This window comes from Achromobacter semiaridum (assembly GCF_053543755.1).
This window is the reverse complement of the sequence record NZ_JBLVOL010000053.1, coordinates 1-15,335: the sequence shown is the minus strand read 5'-3', so window position 1 is coordinate 15,335 and position 15,335 is coordinate 1. Positions and strand designations below refer to the sequence as shown.

At 66.8% G+C, this 15,335-nt stretch carries 12 protein-coding genes; 6 read left to right on the top strand and 6 right to left on the bottom strand.

What is annotated here, in order from left to right:
- Positions 1 to 635 precede the first annotated feature (635 nt).
- Entirely contained in the window at positions 636 to 1,328 is a 693-nt protein-coding gene (locus ACNPP0_RS15625) for a response regulator (RefSeq protein ID WP_332607715.1), read from the top strand.
- Between the two features lie 45 nt (positions 1,329 to 1,373).
- Here the strand turns inward: ACNPP0_RS15625 and ACNPP0_RS15620 are convergent, their stop codons facing one another.
- Positions 1,374 to 2,717: an amidohydrolase family protein gene (locus tag ACNPP0_RS15620; RefSeq protein WP_448706393.1), complete on the bottom strand. Its 1,344-nt coding sequence runs from the start codon at positions 2,715 to 2,717 to the stop codon at positions 1,374 to 1,376.
- 150 nt (positions 2,718 to 2,867) lie between these two features.
- A complete protein-coding gene (locus ACNPP0_RS15615; protein ID WP_448706392.1) occupies positions 2,868 to 4,589 on the bottom strand; it encodes a methyl-accepting chemotaxis protein in 1,722 nt (573 codons plus the stop codon).
- A gap of 411 nt (positions 4,590 to 5,000) precedes the next feature.
- On the opposite strand from ACNPP0_RS15615, the gene tauA reads away from it, so the two are divergent.
- The 4 genes from tauA (at position 5,001) to pdxR (ending at position 9,452) form a co-directional block, all read left to right on the top strand.
- A complete protein-coding gene (gene tauA / locus ACNPP0_RS15610; RefSeq protein ID WP_448706391.1) occupies positions 5,001 to 6,029 on the top strand; it encodes a taurine ABC transporter substrate-binding protein in 1,029 nt (342 codons plus the stop codon).
- A 63-nt stretch (positions 6,030 to 6,092) separates the two neighbouring features.
- On the top strand, positions 6,093 to 6,935 hold the full coding sequence (locus ACNPP0_RS15605) for a taurine ABC transporter ATP-binding protein (RefSeq protein WP_332607711.1): 843 nt from the start codon (positions 6,093 to 6,095) through the stop codon (positions 6,933 to 6,935).
- Positions 6,928 to 7,755 (top strand): ABC transporter permease subunit, encoded by an 828-nt coding sequence (locus tag ACNPP0_RS15600; RefSeq protein ID WP_448706390.1) that lies wholly within the window; start codon positions 6,928 to 6,930, stop codon positions 7,753 to 7,755. The genes ACNPP0_RS15605 and ACNPP0_RS15600 overlap by 8 nt, the downstream gene beginning before the upstream one ends.
- A 164-nt stretch (positions 7,756 to 7,919) precedes the next feature.
- Positions 7,920 to 9,452 carry a MocR-like pyridoxine biosynthesis transcription factor PdxR gene (pdxR, locus tag ACNPP0_RS15595; RefSeq protein ID WP_448706389.1) on the top strand — a complete coding sequence of 511 codons (1,533 nt, stop codon included), beginning with the start codon at positions 7,920 to 7,922 and terminating at the stop codon, positions 9,450 to 9,452.
- 75 nt (positions 9,453 to 9,527) lie between these two features.
- Here pdxR and ACNPP0_RS15590 read toward each other — a convergent pair whose 3' ends face one another.
- The 4 genes from ACNPP0_RS15590 to xsc form a co-directional block, all read right to left on the bottom strand.
- Positions 9,528 to 10,943, bottom strand: coding sequence for an NAD(P)/FAD-dependent oxidoreductase (locus ACNPP0_RS15590; RefSeq protein ID WP_442880129.1), 1,416 nt, complete (start codon positions 10,941 to 10,943; stop codon positions 9,528 to 9,530).
- Between the two features lie 7 nt (positions 10,944 to 10,950).
- Entirely contained in the window at positions 10,951 to 11,343 is a 393-nt protein-coding gene (locus ACNPP0_RS15585) for a nuclear transport factor 2 family protein (protein ID WP_448706388.1), read from the bottom strand.
- A 125-nt stretch (positions 11,344 to 11,468) separates the two neighbouring features.
- Entirely contained in the window at positions 11,469 to 12,401 is a 933-nt protein-coding gene (locus ACNPP0_RS15580; protein WP_332607706.1) for a bifunctional enoyl-CoA hydratase/phosphate acetyltransferase, read from the bottom strand.
- Positions 12,402 to 12,434: 33 nt separating this feature from the next.
- Entirely contained in the window at positions 12,435 to 14,246 is a 1,812-nt protein-coding gene (gene xsc / locus ACNPP0_RS15575; protein WP_448706387.1) for a sulfoacetaldehyde acetyltransferase, read from the bottom strand.
- A 192-nt stretch (positions 14,247 to 14,438) separates the two neighbouring features.
- On the opposite strand from xsc, the gene ACNPP0_RS15570 reads away from it, so the two are divergent.
- The gene (locus ACNPP0_RS15570) at positions 14,439 to 15,197 is read left to right on the top strand and encodes an IclR family transcriptional regulator (protein ID WP_332607704.1); all 759 of its coding nucleotides are present in this window, start codon (positions 14,439 to 14,441) and stop codon (positions 15,195 to 15,197) included.
- Positions 15,198 to 15,335: the final 138 nt, after the last annotated feature.

The window sequence follows — 15,335 nt, the reverse complement described above, 5'->3', positions numbered from 1 at the left end:
CCCGCCCGTTTCACTTGGCTTTGAATCCGCGGAGATAGCACCCGCCGACGTCCTTGCTCGGCGGATTGCGGGGCAACGATACGCGCCCACTGCCTTGTTTTGTCCCGCCTGCGTGCGCCCGCCCGGATATCCGCCGGAATACGCGGAATCGACCGGCGTATCACCCCCAATTGAAACGCCCCAAATCCCCGCCGCAAACGTCCGTTTTCAAGCGAACGGACGGTGCCGACACGCCCTACATTGGATTCATTCGCAGCCCCCTCACAATCATTACGCTGCGAACCGCGACCTAGCAATCGGAGCCGCCACAGCGTCTGAAAGCAAACGTCGTGAGATGTCTAGTTGTTGTTTGAAGTTGCAGTCGTCGCAGCAAAAACGGTGTCGTCGCCTTCCCCCCCCCGATCTGACACACCGTTCGCAGCAGCTTTACCCCGACCGGCCTGCCGGTCGGGGCATTTTTAAGACTCTTCCAATTCACAAGCGCGTTATTAGCCGTCAGCATGACGGGTCGCCTGGCGTGCACGCTTCACCGCTGCAATCGTTGCGCCAGTCCGTTTGCACAAGACCGTCAATTTGCACGTTCGCGCCCTGGCGCGGGCCGGCAAGACAGCGGCGTCCATTCGATGCAGTAACCCATGAAAGTCCTCGTAATCGACAATGACAAGACCTCGGCGGAAGCACTGAGCCATACGCTTGCCGAGCAAGGCCAGATCGTCCACATTGCCACCGATGGAGTAAGCGGCCTACGCATCGCAAAAACGTTTCCGTATGACCTGATCCTGCTTGATGTGCAGCTGCCCGTGATGGACGGTTTTACCGTGCTGCGGGAACTGCGCAAGGAAAGCAATGTGCCGGTGCTGATCGTCTCGGCGCGTGACGAACTGCAAGCGCGCGTGCAAGGCTTGAGCGAAGGCGCGGACGACTACCTGGCCAAGCCCTACGCCACGTGCGAATTGGTCGCGCGCATGAAGGCCATCAATCGGCGATCCTCGCCCGCCGACGGTCCCAGCACGCAGCACGTCTTGCGCGTGGGGGATCTTGAACTGCAACTGTTAAGCCGCAAGGCCCTGCGCGAAGGCCAGCGCATCCGGCTGACCGCGATTGAATTCGCGCTGCTTGAACGGCTGATGCGCAAGCATGGCGAAGTGCAATCGCGCATGAACCTGGCCGCGCACGTGTGGGGTATCAACTTTGACCGTGGCACCAACGCCATCGACGTGGCCGTGCGCAGGCTGCGCATGAAGATGGACGACCCGTTCAGTTCGCGCTTGCTGCATACCGTATGGGGCCTGGGCTACGTCATGGAACAACGCGACCCGCCGTACTGATTGATGCGCGCCGCGCTGTCGCCCGGCGCGCATCGCCACACGCGATCACATCATCATCGCGCCACGCTCTTCACGGACCGTGGCGCGCGGCCGCAGGTAACGGCCCTTGCCCGGTTCGCCCTGCACCCGGCTACCGTCATACACCAGTTCACCCCGGCGCCACGTGCCGAACACATGCACGGTGTAGGGCCGCCCGAACGCCTGCTCTGGCTGCGCCGCCGAACGCCCGGGCGCCAGTACGACAAAGTCTGCATCCTTGCCGATGTCGAACGAGCCCTTGCGGTCGTCCAGCAGGAAATGTTCAGCAGGCTTTTGCGACAGCAGGCGCACCACCAGCGTGGGCGACAAGCCGCGCGATTCGCAGCCGGACCACAGCGCGGGCAAGAGCAGGTCGGGCCCGTAGTCGACCGTGGGCGCCGAGTCGTCCCCGGCGTCGTCGCCGCGCGCCTGGTACCCGCTGGACACAAAGGTGCACATGTCGGTGGCCAGCCGCCGCCAAAGCGCGTCGACCTCGACGCTGGGCCGCAGCAAGGGGTAGTCGCCGGCCGAACCGCCAAATTGCTCAATGGCGTCTTCGGTGCTCATGACCAGGCTGCGCAAGCTGGTCTCGATGGTGACCCAGTGCCCCGCCTGGCGGTAGCGGGCGCACATGGCATAGCCTTCTTCGGACCACACGTCCGCCGCCTGCATGCGCACGCCGGCCGCCGCGCCAACGCGGCACAACAGGCGCGTGGTCAAGCCTTCGATCAGGGGCAGGTTGGCGCGGGCCAGCACTTCCCTGCCCGGCCGGCCGGCATCCAGCAAGCGCCGCGCGTTACGGCTGGCCGTCAGCCGCGCATGGTTGTGCATGCTGCACGCCAGGCCAAAGCGCGCAATGCCCTGGAACGCCTGCAATAAATCGCTTTCGTGATGGGCAAAGCGGTGGCGCTCGTTCTCGAACGTGGGAATGGAAAAGGCGCACACGCCGCCTCTGGCCAGCGCGTCGGCGGCATCCAGGCCGTGCTGGGTGTTGACGGTGCCGGCCACCGCCACGTCCACGTGTGCTTCACGCCCGATGCGCGAGACCATCGCATCCAGCTGCGCACGGCTGGCCACCACTTCGGCGTGTTCGTAAGGCATGTCCACCAGCGTGGTCACCCCGCCCGCGGCCGCCGCCCGCGAGGCGCGGCGGATGCCGCAACCATCGGCCCAGCCGCCGATATACGTGCGGCTGTCGACGGCGCCCGGTAGCACCCACAAGCCACGCGCGTCCACCTGATCCCGCGCGGCAGGCGGGCTGTGGCTGCCCATTGCCGCAACCTTGCCGTCCATGACCCCCAACCAACCGTCCTCCAGAATGCTATCGGCGTTGACCAGCGAACCGCGTATCACCATGTCGAAATCGCTCATTGTTTTCTTCTTGTCGTGAGGGCACGCGGCCGACCGGCTGCCCGGCTTTGCGCACGTGCGTAGCGTTGATCGACCGCTGGCCTATCCCCACGGAACCGGCCAGCGGATACTACCGGGCGGGCGCCAGATCCTCCTTCCGGCGCCGCTTCGTCAGAACACCTGCCAATCGTCTTGCACGGCCGCGCCCAGCCCCGCGGGCGCTGTCGCCGGCGCCGGCCGCTGCAATGCCACGCGGTTGCGCGGGGCAGCAGCCCGGGCCGGGGCCGTCTGCGTGGCCGTGGATGCATTCGAGACGCGCGCGCCGGGCATGTCGATGACGACGCGCGGCGATACGGTGAAGACGGCGACGGTTTGCGCCAGGCCGTCGGCCTGATCGCGCAGCGCCCGCGCGGACGCGGCGGCCTGTTCAACCAGCGCCGCGTTCTGCTGCGTGGCCTCGTCCATGCTGGACACCGCCAGGTTCACCTGGTCGATGCCCTGGGCCTGCTCGCTGGATGCGGCGGCGATTTCGCCCATGATGTCGGTCACGCGGTGCACGGCGCTTTCGATTTCGCGCATGGTTTCGCCGGCCAGCGCCACCTGCTGCGCGCCCGCCTGCACCCGGCCGGCCGAATCGGCGATCAGCTGCTTGATCTCGCGTGCGGCCAGCGCGCTGCGTTGGGCCAGGGCGCGCACTTCTCCGGCCACCACGGCAAACCCCTTGCCCTGGTCACCCGCGCGGGCCGCCTCCACGGCGGCGTTCAGCGCCAGGATGTTGGTTTGAAACGCAATGCCGTCGATGACGGACACAATGTGCGTGATCTTGGCCGAACTGGCGCTGATGTCCTGCATGGTGCCCACCACGTCGGCCACCACCGCGGCCCCCCGCCCCGCCCCCTGCGAGGCGCCTTCGGCCAGCTGGTTGGCGCGCAGCGCGTTGTCGGCGTTTTCTTTGACGGTTACCGCCAGCCGGCCCATCGACAGCGCCGTTTCTTCCAGGGTAGCGGCCTGCTGTTCGGTACGCGACGACAGCAGCACATTGCCCTCGGCGATGTCGCGGGTGCCCTGGCTGATCTGGTGCACGCTTTGACGAACGGCGGCGACCGTCTTGGCCAGGCTTGCCTGCATGCGTTGCAGGCCAAGAAAAAGTTGACCCATTTCATTGTGCGATTTGATCTCGATCGGGTTGGTCAGATTGCCGTCGGCGATGCTTTGAAAATGCGCGCCGGCGCGCAGCAAGGGGCGTAACACCGAGCGGCTGACAAACAGCGCCGCGCCGATACTGAGCAGCACCGCCACGGCAAGCAAGGCGGCGATCAGCGTGTTGGCGCGCACGTGCCGGGTGGCGGCGGCTTCGACAAAGCCGTTGGTCTGGGCGTCCACATAGCGCAGGTAGCCGGCCAATTCGTGGTCGAACGCCAGGTGGGCGCCCTGCACCGCATCCATCTGCAAGGCGAACGCGCGGGCGTCCTGGCCGCGCATGGATTCGAACTGTTCGGCGGCCAGCCCGTCGTAAAGCTTGAACGCAGCGGCCACGGGCGCGGCCTTTTCCTGCAACGCGGGCGCGCGGACCTCGCTGGCGAACGCATCAAAACGCTCGCGCGAGCGTCGCCACAGGTCTTCGGCACGCGCCGCATCGGCATCGCTTTCCGTAATGCGGCCGACCTGCCGGTTGATCATCGCGGCGTCCATCGCCAGCCGCGCGCGCAGCATCAGGGTGTAGGCCTCGTAGGCGGGCACGACGCGCATCGAATAGGCTTCGTTGACCTGGCCCAGCTTGGCGTTGCTGGAGCGTGTGTCCAGCCAGGCCGCGCCGTTGGCCACCAGCATGCCGGTGAAGAACAGCGCCAGCAAAATGCCCAGACAGCTGCGGACTTTCAAGTGAGTGAACATACGACCTCGAAGGAATTCATGACCCCGGGGCAGCGAACGCGCGCCAGCGGGGACTGAAGGCCTGGACGGGGTCCACCGCGCCCGCTGGGTCGGACGAAACGAATGTATCCCAGCGCCTCGGACAAATCGTTAACAAATGAATGACATTTCCGTCACCGTGAAATCGGTGTTTTGGTGCTAACGACCAGCGCCGGCGCGGGCCTCGGGCATTTGGCCGATAGCCGGTGGACGATGCCGGGAACCACCATGGGTACACCCCGCCCGCGCGCGCCCCGGGTCGCCGCTTTGGCACCTACTGAACCGCCCATCTGGACCTAGCGTTCTGGCCCTATCCGGGCAAACTGGCACCAGGCCGCACCGGCACAAAGCCGGTCGCGTCGGGGCGCGGCCCACTCTCTTTCGGAGATCACCATGAACGCGATTTACCGCCTCATCCGCCGCTGCACCCTGGCCGGCCTTACCGCTGCGCTGGTGGCCGCGCCGGCTTACGCCCAGACCAAGCTGGTGGTGGGCTATCAACAGATCGTCGGCCCGTTTTTGTCGTCCATTGCCGATGGCAGCTTCGATGCTGCATTAAAAGCAGCCGGCTACCAGGTCGACTGGCGCCAGTTCACCTCCGGCGGGGATATTTCCACGGCGCTGGCCTCGGGCAATGTGCCGGTGGGGGTGCTGGGGTCCACCGGCATCACGTCGGCCGCCACGCGCGGCGTGGCCCTGCAACTGTTCTGGATCCTGGACAACATCGGCAAGTCCGAAGCGCTAGTCGCGCGCAATGGGTCGGGCATCAACAGCACGGCTGACCTCAAGGGCAAGCGCGTGGCCACGCCGTTTGTGTCGACGTCGCACTTTCACCTATTGGTGGGCCTGGACCAGGTCTGGAAGATCAACCCGCGCGACGTGCGCATTCTGAACATGCAGCCGCCACAGATCGTGGCCGCCTGGCAGCGCGGTGACATCGACGCCGCCTACGTGTGGCCGCCCGCCCTGACCGAAATTGAAAAGACCGGCAAGGTGATTGCCGATTCCGAAGCCATCGGCCGCGCCAGCGTGCCTACGTTCGACGGCATCGTCGTAGACCGCGCCTGGGCCGCGAAGAACCCGAAGTTCATGGCCGCCTTCACCGGCGTGCTGGCCAAGTCCTACGCCGACTATCACGCAAACGGCGCCAAGTGGACGGCCGATTCGCCCCAGGTTAAAGGCATCGTGCGGCTGATCGGCGGCAAGCCGGACGACATCATCACCGCACTCAAGCTGCTGGTGTTCCCGACCGCGCAAGAGCAGGCGTCGGCGACCTGGCTGGGTGGCGGCAAGGAATCCGGCGCCGTGCGCGCGCTGGACGCCAGCGCCAAGTTCCTGAAGGACCAGAAGCAGATCGACCGGGCGCTGACCGACTACAGCCCGCACGTGACCGACCAGTACGCGAAGGCGGCGGCCAAGTAACGCCGGCGTCTTCGGGAAGGACGCCCGCCTTGACGCGGGCGTCCCGTTTCAAGGGGAATCCGCATGAACCACCCGACCCTGCCCGCCGCCCAGGCGCTGCGCGCGGACCATGTCAGCGTCACCTACCCCGGGCTGCACGACAGCGGGCCCGTCATCGCGCTGCAAGACGTCAACCTGACCATCGAGCCCGGCGAGTTCGTCGTGGCGCTGGGCGCATCGGGCTGCGGCAAGACCACCTTGCTTAGCCTGCTTGCCGGCTTTCTATCGCCCACCGAAGGGCAGATCACGCTGGGCGGTCGGCCGATTGTCGGCCCGGGCGCCGACCGGGGCGTAGTGTTCCAGAAGCACGCGCTGCTGCCCTGGCTGAACGTACTGGAGAACACGGAATTCGGCCTGAAGCTGCAAGGCGTGGACAAGGAAACGCGGCGTGCCCGCGCGCGCCGCAACCTGGAACTGGTGGGCTTGCAGGACTTTCACCGCCACATGATCTACCAGCTGTCCGGCGGCATGCAGCAGCGCGTGGGCATCGCGCGCGCGCTGACGTGCGACCCCGCCATGCTGCTGATGGACGAACCCATGGCGGCGCTGGACGCGCTGACGCGTGAAACCATCCAGGAACTGCTGCTGGATATCTGGCGCCAGACCAACAAGATGTTCTTCTTCATTACCCATAGCGTGGAAGAGGCGCTGTTCCTGGGATCGCGGCTGATCGTCATGTCGCCGCGCCCGGGGCGCATCACGCACACCTTCACGCCGGACTTCAACCGGCGCTACCTGGAGACCCGCGATGGCCGCCGCATCAAATCCAGCCCCGACTTCATCGCCATGCGCGAGCAAGTCCTTGGCATCATCTACGGCGACGAGCTTGCCGCCCACGAGTCCGCCCGCGAGCCGGCCCATGCGTGAGGCCCGGGGGGGCCGCAAGCCGGCCACCCCCGGCAAGGTCTATGGCGCACCCGGCGCCGGCTACAGCGGGCACATCAGCCTGATCACCAGCATTGCGCTGGTGGCGCTGTGGTTCCTGGTGACCAGCACCGGCTGGGTCAAGCCGCTGTTCCTGCCATCGCCCTTTGCCGTGTACGACAAGTTCGTATCGGCCATGACCGACGGCGTGGCCAACTCCACCTTGGCCGAACACGCCATGGCCAGCCTGACACGCGTGTTCTCGGCATTTTTCCTGGCCTGCATCACCGCCGTGCCCGTCGGCATCCTGATGGGCGTCAACCGCTACGCGCGCGGCATTTTCGACCCGCCCATCGAGTTCTACCGCCCCTTGCCCCCGTTGGCGTACCTGCCGCTGATCATCATCTGGTTCGGCATCGGTGAATTTCCCAAGATTCTGCTGATTTACCTGGCCATCTTCGCGCCCATGGCGATCGCGGCGCGCGCCGGGGTGCGGTCGGTATCCATCGAACAGATCCATGCCGCCTACGCCATGGGCGGCACGCCGATGCAGATCGTCTGGCACGTGATCCTGAAGGCGGCCATGCCCGAGATTTTCACGGGCCTGCGCATCGGCATCGGCGTGGGCTGGACCACGCTGGTGGCGGGCGAAATGGTGGCCGCCGACCGGGGGCTGGGCTTCATGGTGTTGAACGCCGCGCAGTTCCTGGCCAGCGACATCGTCATCATGGGCATCATCGTGATCGGTGTATTCGCCTTCGCCTTCGATCTGCTGGTGCGCTATGTAGAGAAATTTGCCATCCCATGGAAGGGACGCATCTAGCCGCCTGGGCCAATGGCGCGCCCCTGTTTGCCCTGCCCGCCGGATGCACGCGGCCGGCAGGGCAATCCCCCATTCCGCCCCCGATGGGCGTCCTCTATCCTGACTACCGGATCGCGCGGCGGCCCTTGACTTCAGGCCCCGCGCCACCATCACAAGGAGCCGTCATGTCCAGCCAGGCCGCGATGCAAAAGCCTGTGATGTGGGAACGCCTGTTCGAACGGGAAAGCGCGCCCAACCTCAGCCTGCAAGGCCGCGTGCGCCAGATGCTGGTGTCGGCAATTCTTAGCGGGCACTTGCCGCCCGGCATGCCGGTGCCGTCCAGCCGCCAGTTGGCCGACCAGCTTTGCATCGCGCGCAACACGGTGGTCTTTGCGTACCAGCAGCTGGTCAGCGAAGGGTATCTGGTGTCGCGCGAGCGCAGCGGGCATTTCGTTTGCGATACGGTGATGCAGGGGCATTCGGGCTCGGCGCCCGATCCGACGGCCGCCACGCTGGAGGTTGACCCGCCGCAGCGCGTGCGCTGGGACGAACGGCTGCGGTTTCGGCCATCGCAACAACGCAATATCACCAAGCCGCAAGACTGGCAGAAGCAGCCCTACCCGTTTGTGTACGGCCAGTTCGACGCCGACCTGTTTCCCACCGCCGAATGGCGCGAATGCTGCATCAAGGCGCTATCCGTGCTGGACATCCGCAGCTGGGCGCCCGACCTGATCACGCACGACGACCCCGCCTTGATCGAACAGATCCGCACGCAGGTGTTGCCGCGTCGGGGCGTGTGGGCGGATGCCGAAGAAATCGTCATTACCGTGGGTGCGCAGCACGCGCTGTATCTGCTGGCGGACCTGCTGGTCAACGAAGACACCGTGGTCGGCATGGAAGACCCCGGCTACCCCGACGCCCGCAACATCTTTGCCAGCCATACGCGCCACTTGTTGCCGGTGCCGGTGGACGACGGCGGCCTGTGCACGGGCACGCACCTGCTGGGCTGCGACTATGTGTTTGTGACGCCAGGGCATCAATGCCCCACCACGGTCACGCTGTCGATGGAACGCCGCGAGACGCTGCTGGCGCTGGCGCGCCAGGCCGACAGCATGATTATCGAAGACGACTTCGAAAGCGAAAGCCGCTGGGGCGAAGGCGCGATTCCGGCGTTGAAAAGCCAGGACCGCGACGGGCGGGTGATCTATGTCGGCAGCCTGGCGAAGTCATTTGCGCCGGGCCTGCGCATCGGCTATATCGTTGCCCCGCGCGAGCTGACCCGCGAACTGCGCGCGTTGCGCCGCTTGATGCTGCGGCACCCGTCCGCCTACATCCAGCGCGCGTTTTCGTTGTTCATTTCGCTGGGTCATCACCATTCGCTGCTGCGCAAGCAGTCGCAGGCATATCAACGGCGCGGCGCGGAACTGGCGCACGCGCTGGCCCGCCACCTGCCCGATTTCACGCCCACGCCCATCACGGGGTCGTCGTCGTGCTGGCTGCAAGGCCCGCCCTGGCTGAACGCCGCCGAACTATCCGACGCGGCGTTGGCCGCGGGCGTGGTGGTGGAACCGGGCGACGTCTTCTTCATGAATGGTGCCGACGCGCCCCGCAATTTCCTGCGCGTGGGCTTCACGTCGATTCGGCCGGAATTGATCGAACCGGGCATCGCAAAATTGGCGCAGGTGGTGCGCCGGTATCGGCTGAGGGCGGCGGCGTAGGCGCGGGCCGCATCGGCACGCGGTTCAGGTTGCACGCTACGGGGGCCTGCCACCGATGCACGACACCCGTGCATGCTACAGATGCTCGTCCCGCAGGTGATACCAGCGATACAGCAGCCCCTGCCCCAACCGCCTGAACGGGGCGAACAGGTGCCCGGGCAGCGGGGAATCGTAGATCGGCAGGTTCCACGGCGCGCCGTCCTGGCCCATCATCCGCTGGGCCAGCCGCTTGCCGGCCTGGGCCGAGAACGCCACGCCGTTGCCGCCGTAGCCAAAGGCGTAGTACACGGGCTGGGACGGATCGGGCTGGGTCACGCGCGGCATCATGTCGTGGCTGACGTCGACCCAGCCCCACCATGAATACGCCACCTCGACATCACGCAGCGACGGGAACTTGCGGGCCAGCCCTTCGCGCAGCAAGGCCAGATGGCGCGGGTGCTGGGCGTCGGCGCCGCGCAAGGCGCTACGGCTGCCGATCTGCATGCGGCCATCGGGCAGCAGGCGGTAATAGAAACGCAAGGTGCGGGTGTCGGTGATGAACACGGTGCTTTTCAGGCCGGCAGCCGCGCGTTCGGCGTCGGTCAGCACCCGCGTGACCATGGAATTGGACAGCACCGGCATGATGCGGTTGTCCAGCAGCGGGTTGATGCCCTGCGCCGTGTAGCCGCCGGTGGCAAACGCCACGCGGCGCGCGCGCACCACGCCCGCCGGGGTTTGCAGCGCGATGGCGCCGTTGTCGCGGCGCCAGCCCAGCACCGGGCTGGACGGGTGCACGCGCACGCCCAGCGCGCGCGCCTGGCGCAAATAGCCATAGGCCAGCTTCAAGGGATGCACGCCCACGCCGTCGGGTTCGTGCATGGCGCCGACGGCCTCGTGATCGTGCACATAGCGTTCACGCAGTTCGCCCTGGCTGAGCATGCGGGCGTCGTAGCCGAACGCTTCGCGCATCACGCGCGCCTCGTTTGCCAGAAACGCCATTTTCTTTTGCCGATGCGCGGTGTACAGATGCCCGCCGGGCTGCGCGTCGCAATCGACCTGGGCCACCAGGCTTTTCCAATACTCGAAGCCTTCGCGGATTTCGGCGTCCAGGCGCTTGGCGGTATCCAAGCCCCAGCGGGCAATCCATTGCGACCGGTACAGGCGCCCCGAGGCATTCTGCCCCTGCCCGCCATTGCGGCTGGTGCAGCCCCACACGGCGCGGTTCGCATCCAGCACCAGCGCGCGCACGCCGAAATCGCGCGCCAGCGTCAGCGCGGCGGACAGGCCGGTAAAGCCCGAGCCCACGATCACCACATCGGCATCCACGTCGCCCTGGATGGGGCCGTCGTCTTCGGGCGGCGCGCCCGCGGTGGCGACCCAGTAGGTGGGCGCGTAGTCCTGCCCCTGGCCGGGCGGCGACACCAGCGGATCGTACGTGGGGTTGTAGGCGTTCACGCGTGGGGCGGCAGCCGTGGCCGCGCGCGTGGTGTCGAAGGACATTTGGGTATCCATGCGCGTCTCACGCCCTGGCGGGCAAGGCGGGCCGCTGCTTGCGGAATGCGTTCTTCACGCGGATCTTGCCGTCCTGAAAGGTGAAGATATCGACCATGTCGGCCTCGACGCGCGAGCCGTCGGCCGCCGTCCCCGTGAACGTGCATTCCGATACGCCACGATCGCCCGCCACCCAATGCCGGCCGTTGTTCCATTGCGCATCCGGAAAGTTCTTCCAGGCCGCCGCGAAAGCCGTGCGGACAGCTTCCGACCCCGTGTGCCGGCTGCCGCAGGCATCCGGCCCGCCGACGGTTTCGAACACGCAGTCCTGCGTCATGAAGCGCATCAGCGCATCGATATCGTGGCGGTTCCAGGCGGCCGCGAATTCGGCCAGCATGTCGGCGGTGACGGTGTTTGGCATTGCCTGCTCCCTGTGTCGAAATGCCCGTGGCCAAGCGCGCGCGGGCGTCTGGACTCAAGGTACGTGGCGGGGGTGGCAGGGTCTAGAACCAGACGGGGAAAATCGCTTGCACCAGAATTTTCCGGCTAAGCGTCGCGCGCTGCCAGCAAGGCGCGGGCGTGCAGCACCGCGATGGCGCAGCTGTTGACGCGTGCCTGTACGGAATCGGACCGGCTGGTCAGCAGCACGGGCACGCGCGTGCCCAGCACCAGCCCGGCGGTGTCCGCGCCGGCCAGCCAGGTCAGTTCCTTGTAGAGCATGTTGCCCGCTTCGATGTCGGGCGCCAGCAGGATGTCGGCGTCGCCCGCCACGCGCGACACAATGCCCTTTTCCTGCGCCGCCTGTCGCGAGATGGCGTTGTCGAACGCCAGCGGGCCATCGATGTCGCCGCCCCGTATCTGCTGGCGGTCGGCCATCTTGGACAAAGCCGCGGCGTCCAGCGTGGCCGGCATGGCGGGGTTGACGGATTCCGTGGCGCACAACACCGCCACCTTGGGCCGCCCGATGCCCAGCGCCTGTGCCAAGTCGATGGCGTTTTGCGCGATGTCCGCCTTTTCCATCAGCGTGGGCGCGATGTTGACCGCCGCGTCCGTCAGGATGAATAGCTTGGCGTAGGCGGCCACGCCCATCACGAAGGCATGGCTGACGCGCCGGTTCGTGCGCAAGCCGGATTCGCGCGACACCACGGCCGCCATGAAATGATCGGTGTGCAGGCTGCCCTTCATCAGCATCTGCACGGCGCCATCGCGCGCCAGTCCGGCCGCCGTCTGCGCGGCCAGGCATTCGTCGTCGGGCGTGTCGACGATGTCGAAGTCCCCCGGCCGCAAGCCCGCCTGCGCCAAGCGATCAAGCAGCTTGCGCGCCGGCCCCACCAGCACCGGTTCGATGTGGCCCGCGCGCTGCGCCTGCACGGCGGCCTCAAGGCTGGAGGCCGACATGGGGTATGCCACCGCCGTGCGCAGACGGCCCGCCGACAGCGCGGCATCGCGCAGCGGCGCGAACAATTGATCGCTAGCCATACGGCGGGCTCCTGGTGTCTGGCGGGGGTGGCCTCAACGCCCCACCGGGTCGATTGGCAACGGCACCTCGCCCGCCTGGAACGGTTGATTGACGTAGCGCTTGTACTTGTCCAGAAAGCGCACCGGCTGCTTCAGCGCGTCGCGCCGGAACGGATCGCCCAGCTCTTGGCTGACCATCATTTCCAGCACCGTGGTCTTGCCTTCGGACTGCGCCCGGCACGCCGCCTGCAACGCCGCGCCCACCTGGTCCGCGTGTTCAACCCGGATGCCCTCTGCCCCCATGGCGCGCGCCAGCTCGGAAAAATTCGGGTTCAGCAGGTTGCTGCCCACGAAGCGGCGGCCGTAGAAGTCCACCTGGTTTTTCTTTTCCGCGCCCCACTGGCCGTTATGGAACACCACGGCGGTGACCGGGATCTTTTCGCGTACGCAGGTCAGCAATTCCTGGAAGCTCATGCACCACGCGCCGTCGCCCACATAGGCCACGGCGGGGCGGTCCGGGCGGCCCAGCTTGGCGCCGATCAACGCCGGCAGCGCGTAGCCGCAGTTGCCGAAGCTCATGGCGGCCAGCATGGAATTGGGCTCGTCAAAGCGCAGATAGCTGTTGGACACCGAGCAGATGTTGCCGATGTCGGTGGACACCATGACATGCTTGGGCATGGCGCGTTCCAGTTCGCGCAGCATGCGCCGTGGGTGCATGCGGCCGCCGCCTTGTTCGATGATGTCCAGGCTCCAGTCGTCGCGTTCGTGCGACCAGCCATCCAGCTCGGCTTCCCAGGCGGCCTTTTGTGAAGCGATGTCGTCGCCGCGCGCGGCCTTGGTGCGCACGCAGGCGACGTCACGCGACTTCAGCTTGTCGGTCAGCGCAGCGGCGGCGGGCCTGGCGTCGCCGCAGATGCCGACCGACACGGGCCGCACCAGCCCCAGCATGCGGTGGTCGGCATCCACCTGGATGATGCGCGCGCCCAGTGGCCAGTAGTCCAGCCCGTGCTGCGGCAAGGTGCCAAATGGCCCCAGCCGCGTGCCCAGCGCCAGCACCACGTCGGCCTGCGACAGCAGCTTCATGCCGGCCTTGGCCCCTTGATAGCCCAGCGGGCCGCACCACAGCGGGTGACTGGCGGGAAAGGCGTCGTTGTGCAGATAGCTGGTGACGACGGGCGCCCCCAGCAGTTCCGCCAAGGCCACGCATTCCGCCTGGCCCTCGGAAAACAGCACGCCGCCGCCGGCCACGATCACCGGGAACTTGGCCTCGGCCAGCAGCCGGGCCGCCGCTTCCAGGTCTTCTTCGGCGCCTGGCCCACGGCGCACGCGGCGCGGCTCGGGGATGGCCACGTCGATCTCGCCGTAGAAGTAATCGCGCGGGATGTTCAGCTGCGTCGGGCCGCGTTCGGCCATCGCGTTGTCAAACGCCTTGGCGGTGAATTCCGCCATGCGATCCGGCCGGTTCACGTGCGCCTGGTATTTGGTGATGCGCGAAAAAATGGGCAGCTGCTCGGTTTCCTGAAAGCCGCCCAGGCCCATGCCGGCCGTGCCGGTTTCGGGCGTGATCGCCACGACGGGGCTGTGCGCCCAGTAGGCGGCGGCCACGCCGGTGACGAAGTTGGTGATGCCTGGCCCGTTCTGGGCGATGCACACGCCGTGGCGGCCGGTCACGCGCGAATAGCCGTCGGCCATGTGGGCGGCGCCCTGCTCGTGCACGGTGGGCACGAAGCGGATGCCGGCGGCGGGAAACAAGTCCAGCGCGTCCATGAAGGCTGAACCAACGATGCCGAATACGTCCTTGACGCCCTGCGCGACCAACGTTTCAACGAACGCTTCACTGGGGGTCATGTGTTGCTTGCTGCTCATGGTCTCTCTCCTGGCAGGCCGGCGCTGTGGGAGGTGGCACGCGGGGCGGTTGCCTGCATCGTGCTTGCATCATGGCCGGGGTGAATCGATACTGCCGGAGAAATCCCGCGCTTCCCATCCCACTGCGTTCCATTTTCTGCAAAATCCGTACGCCGAGGGCGCCCTGGCAGCTGAATCTGCAAATATTGGAAGATGAAAGACGAATCCTCCGCCGCGCTGCGCGCGCTGACCCTGTTGGAACAGGTGGCCCGGTCCGACGCGCCGGTGTCGCTGGCCGCCCTGACCGACGCCACGGGCCTGCCCAAGCCATCGGTGCTGCGCATCCTGACGCGGCTGGTCGAAGCCGGGATGCTGCTACGCGAACCGGCGGGCAAAAGCTATGTCAGCGGCCCTCGGCTTAGCGCCCTGGCGCGAGACACGTTGCTTAATTCCCCCTTGCGCGGTGAACGCCATCGCATCCTGGACAGCCTGGTCGACGAAATTGGCGAGACCTGTAACTGCACCATGCTGGACGGCGACGAAGTCATCTACCTGGATCGCGTGGAAACCGCCTGGCCGCTGCGGGTGAACCTGCAAACGGGCTCTCGCGTGCCGCTGCACTGTTCGGCCAGCGGCAAGCTGTTTCTGGCGCACATGCGGCGCGAGGCGCGCGCGCGCCTGTTGGCCGCCGCGCCCTTGCCGCGTTACACGCCCAACACGCTGTGCGAGGTGGGCGCGCTGGAGGACGAGCTGCGCGCCATCAAGAAGGAAGGCGCCAGCTTTGACCGCGAGGAATTCCTGCTGGGCATCGTCTGCATGGCCGTGCCCATCCTGCGTGGCTCGCGCGTGATCGCCGCCGTGGCGCTGCACGCGCCGGTGGCCCGCTTGTCCATCGACGGGGCGCGCGGCTGGCTGCCCCGCATGCAGGAGGCCGCCCGCGCGCTGGCCGGCACCTACGACGCTGAAGCGTAGCGGCTGGGCTGGCGGCACAGCTAGCGGCAAGGCTGGGGCTACGGGCTGCCGGCTACCCTTGGGGTTGGGCTTGGCTGGCTGGGCTGACCCTTGGGGCTGGGCTTGGCTGGCTTGGCTGGCCCTTGGGGCTGGGCTTGG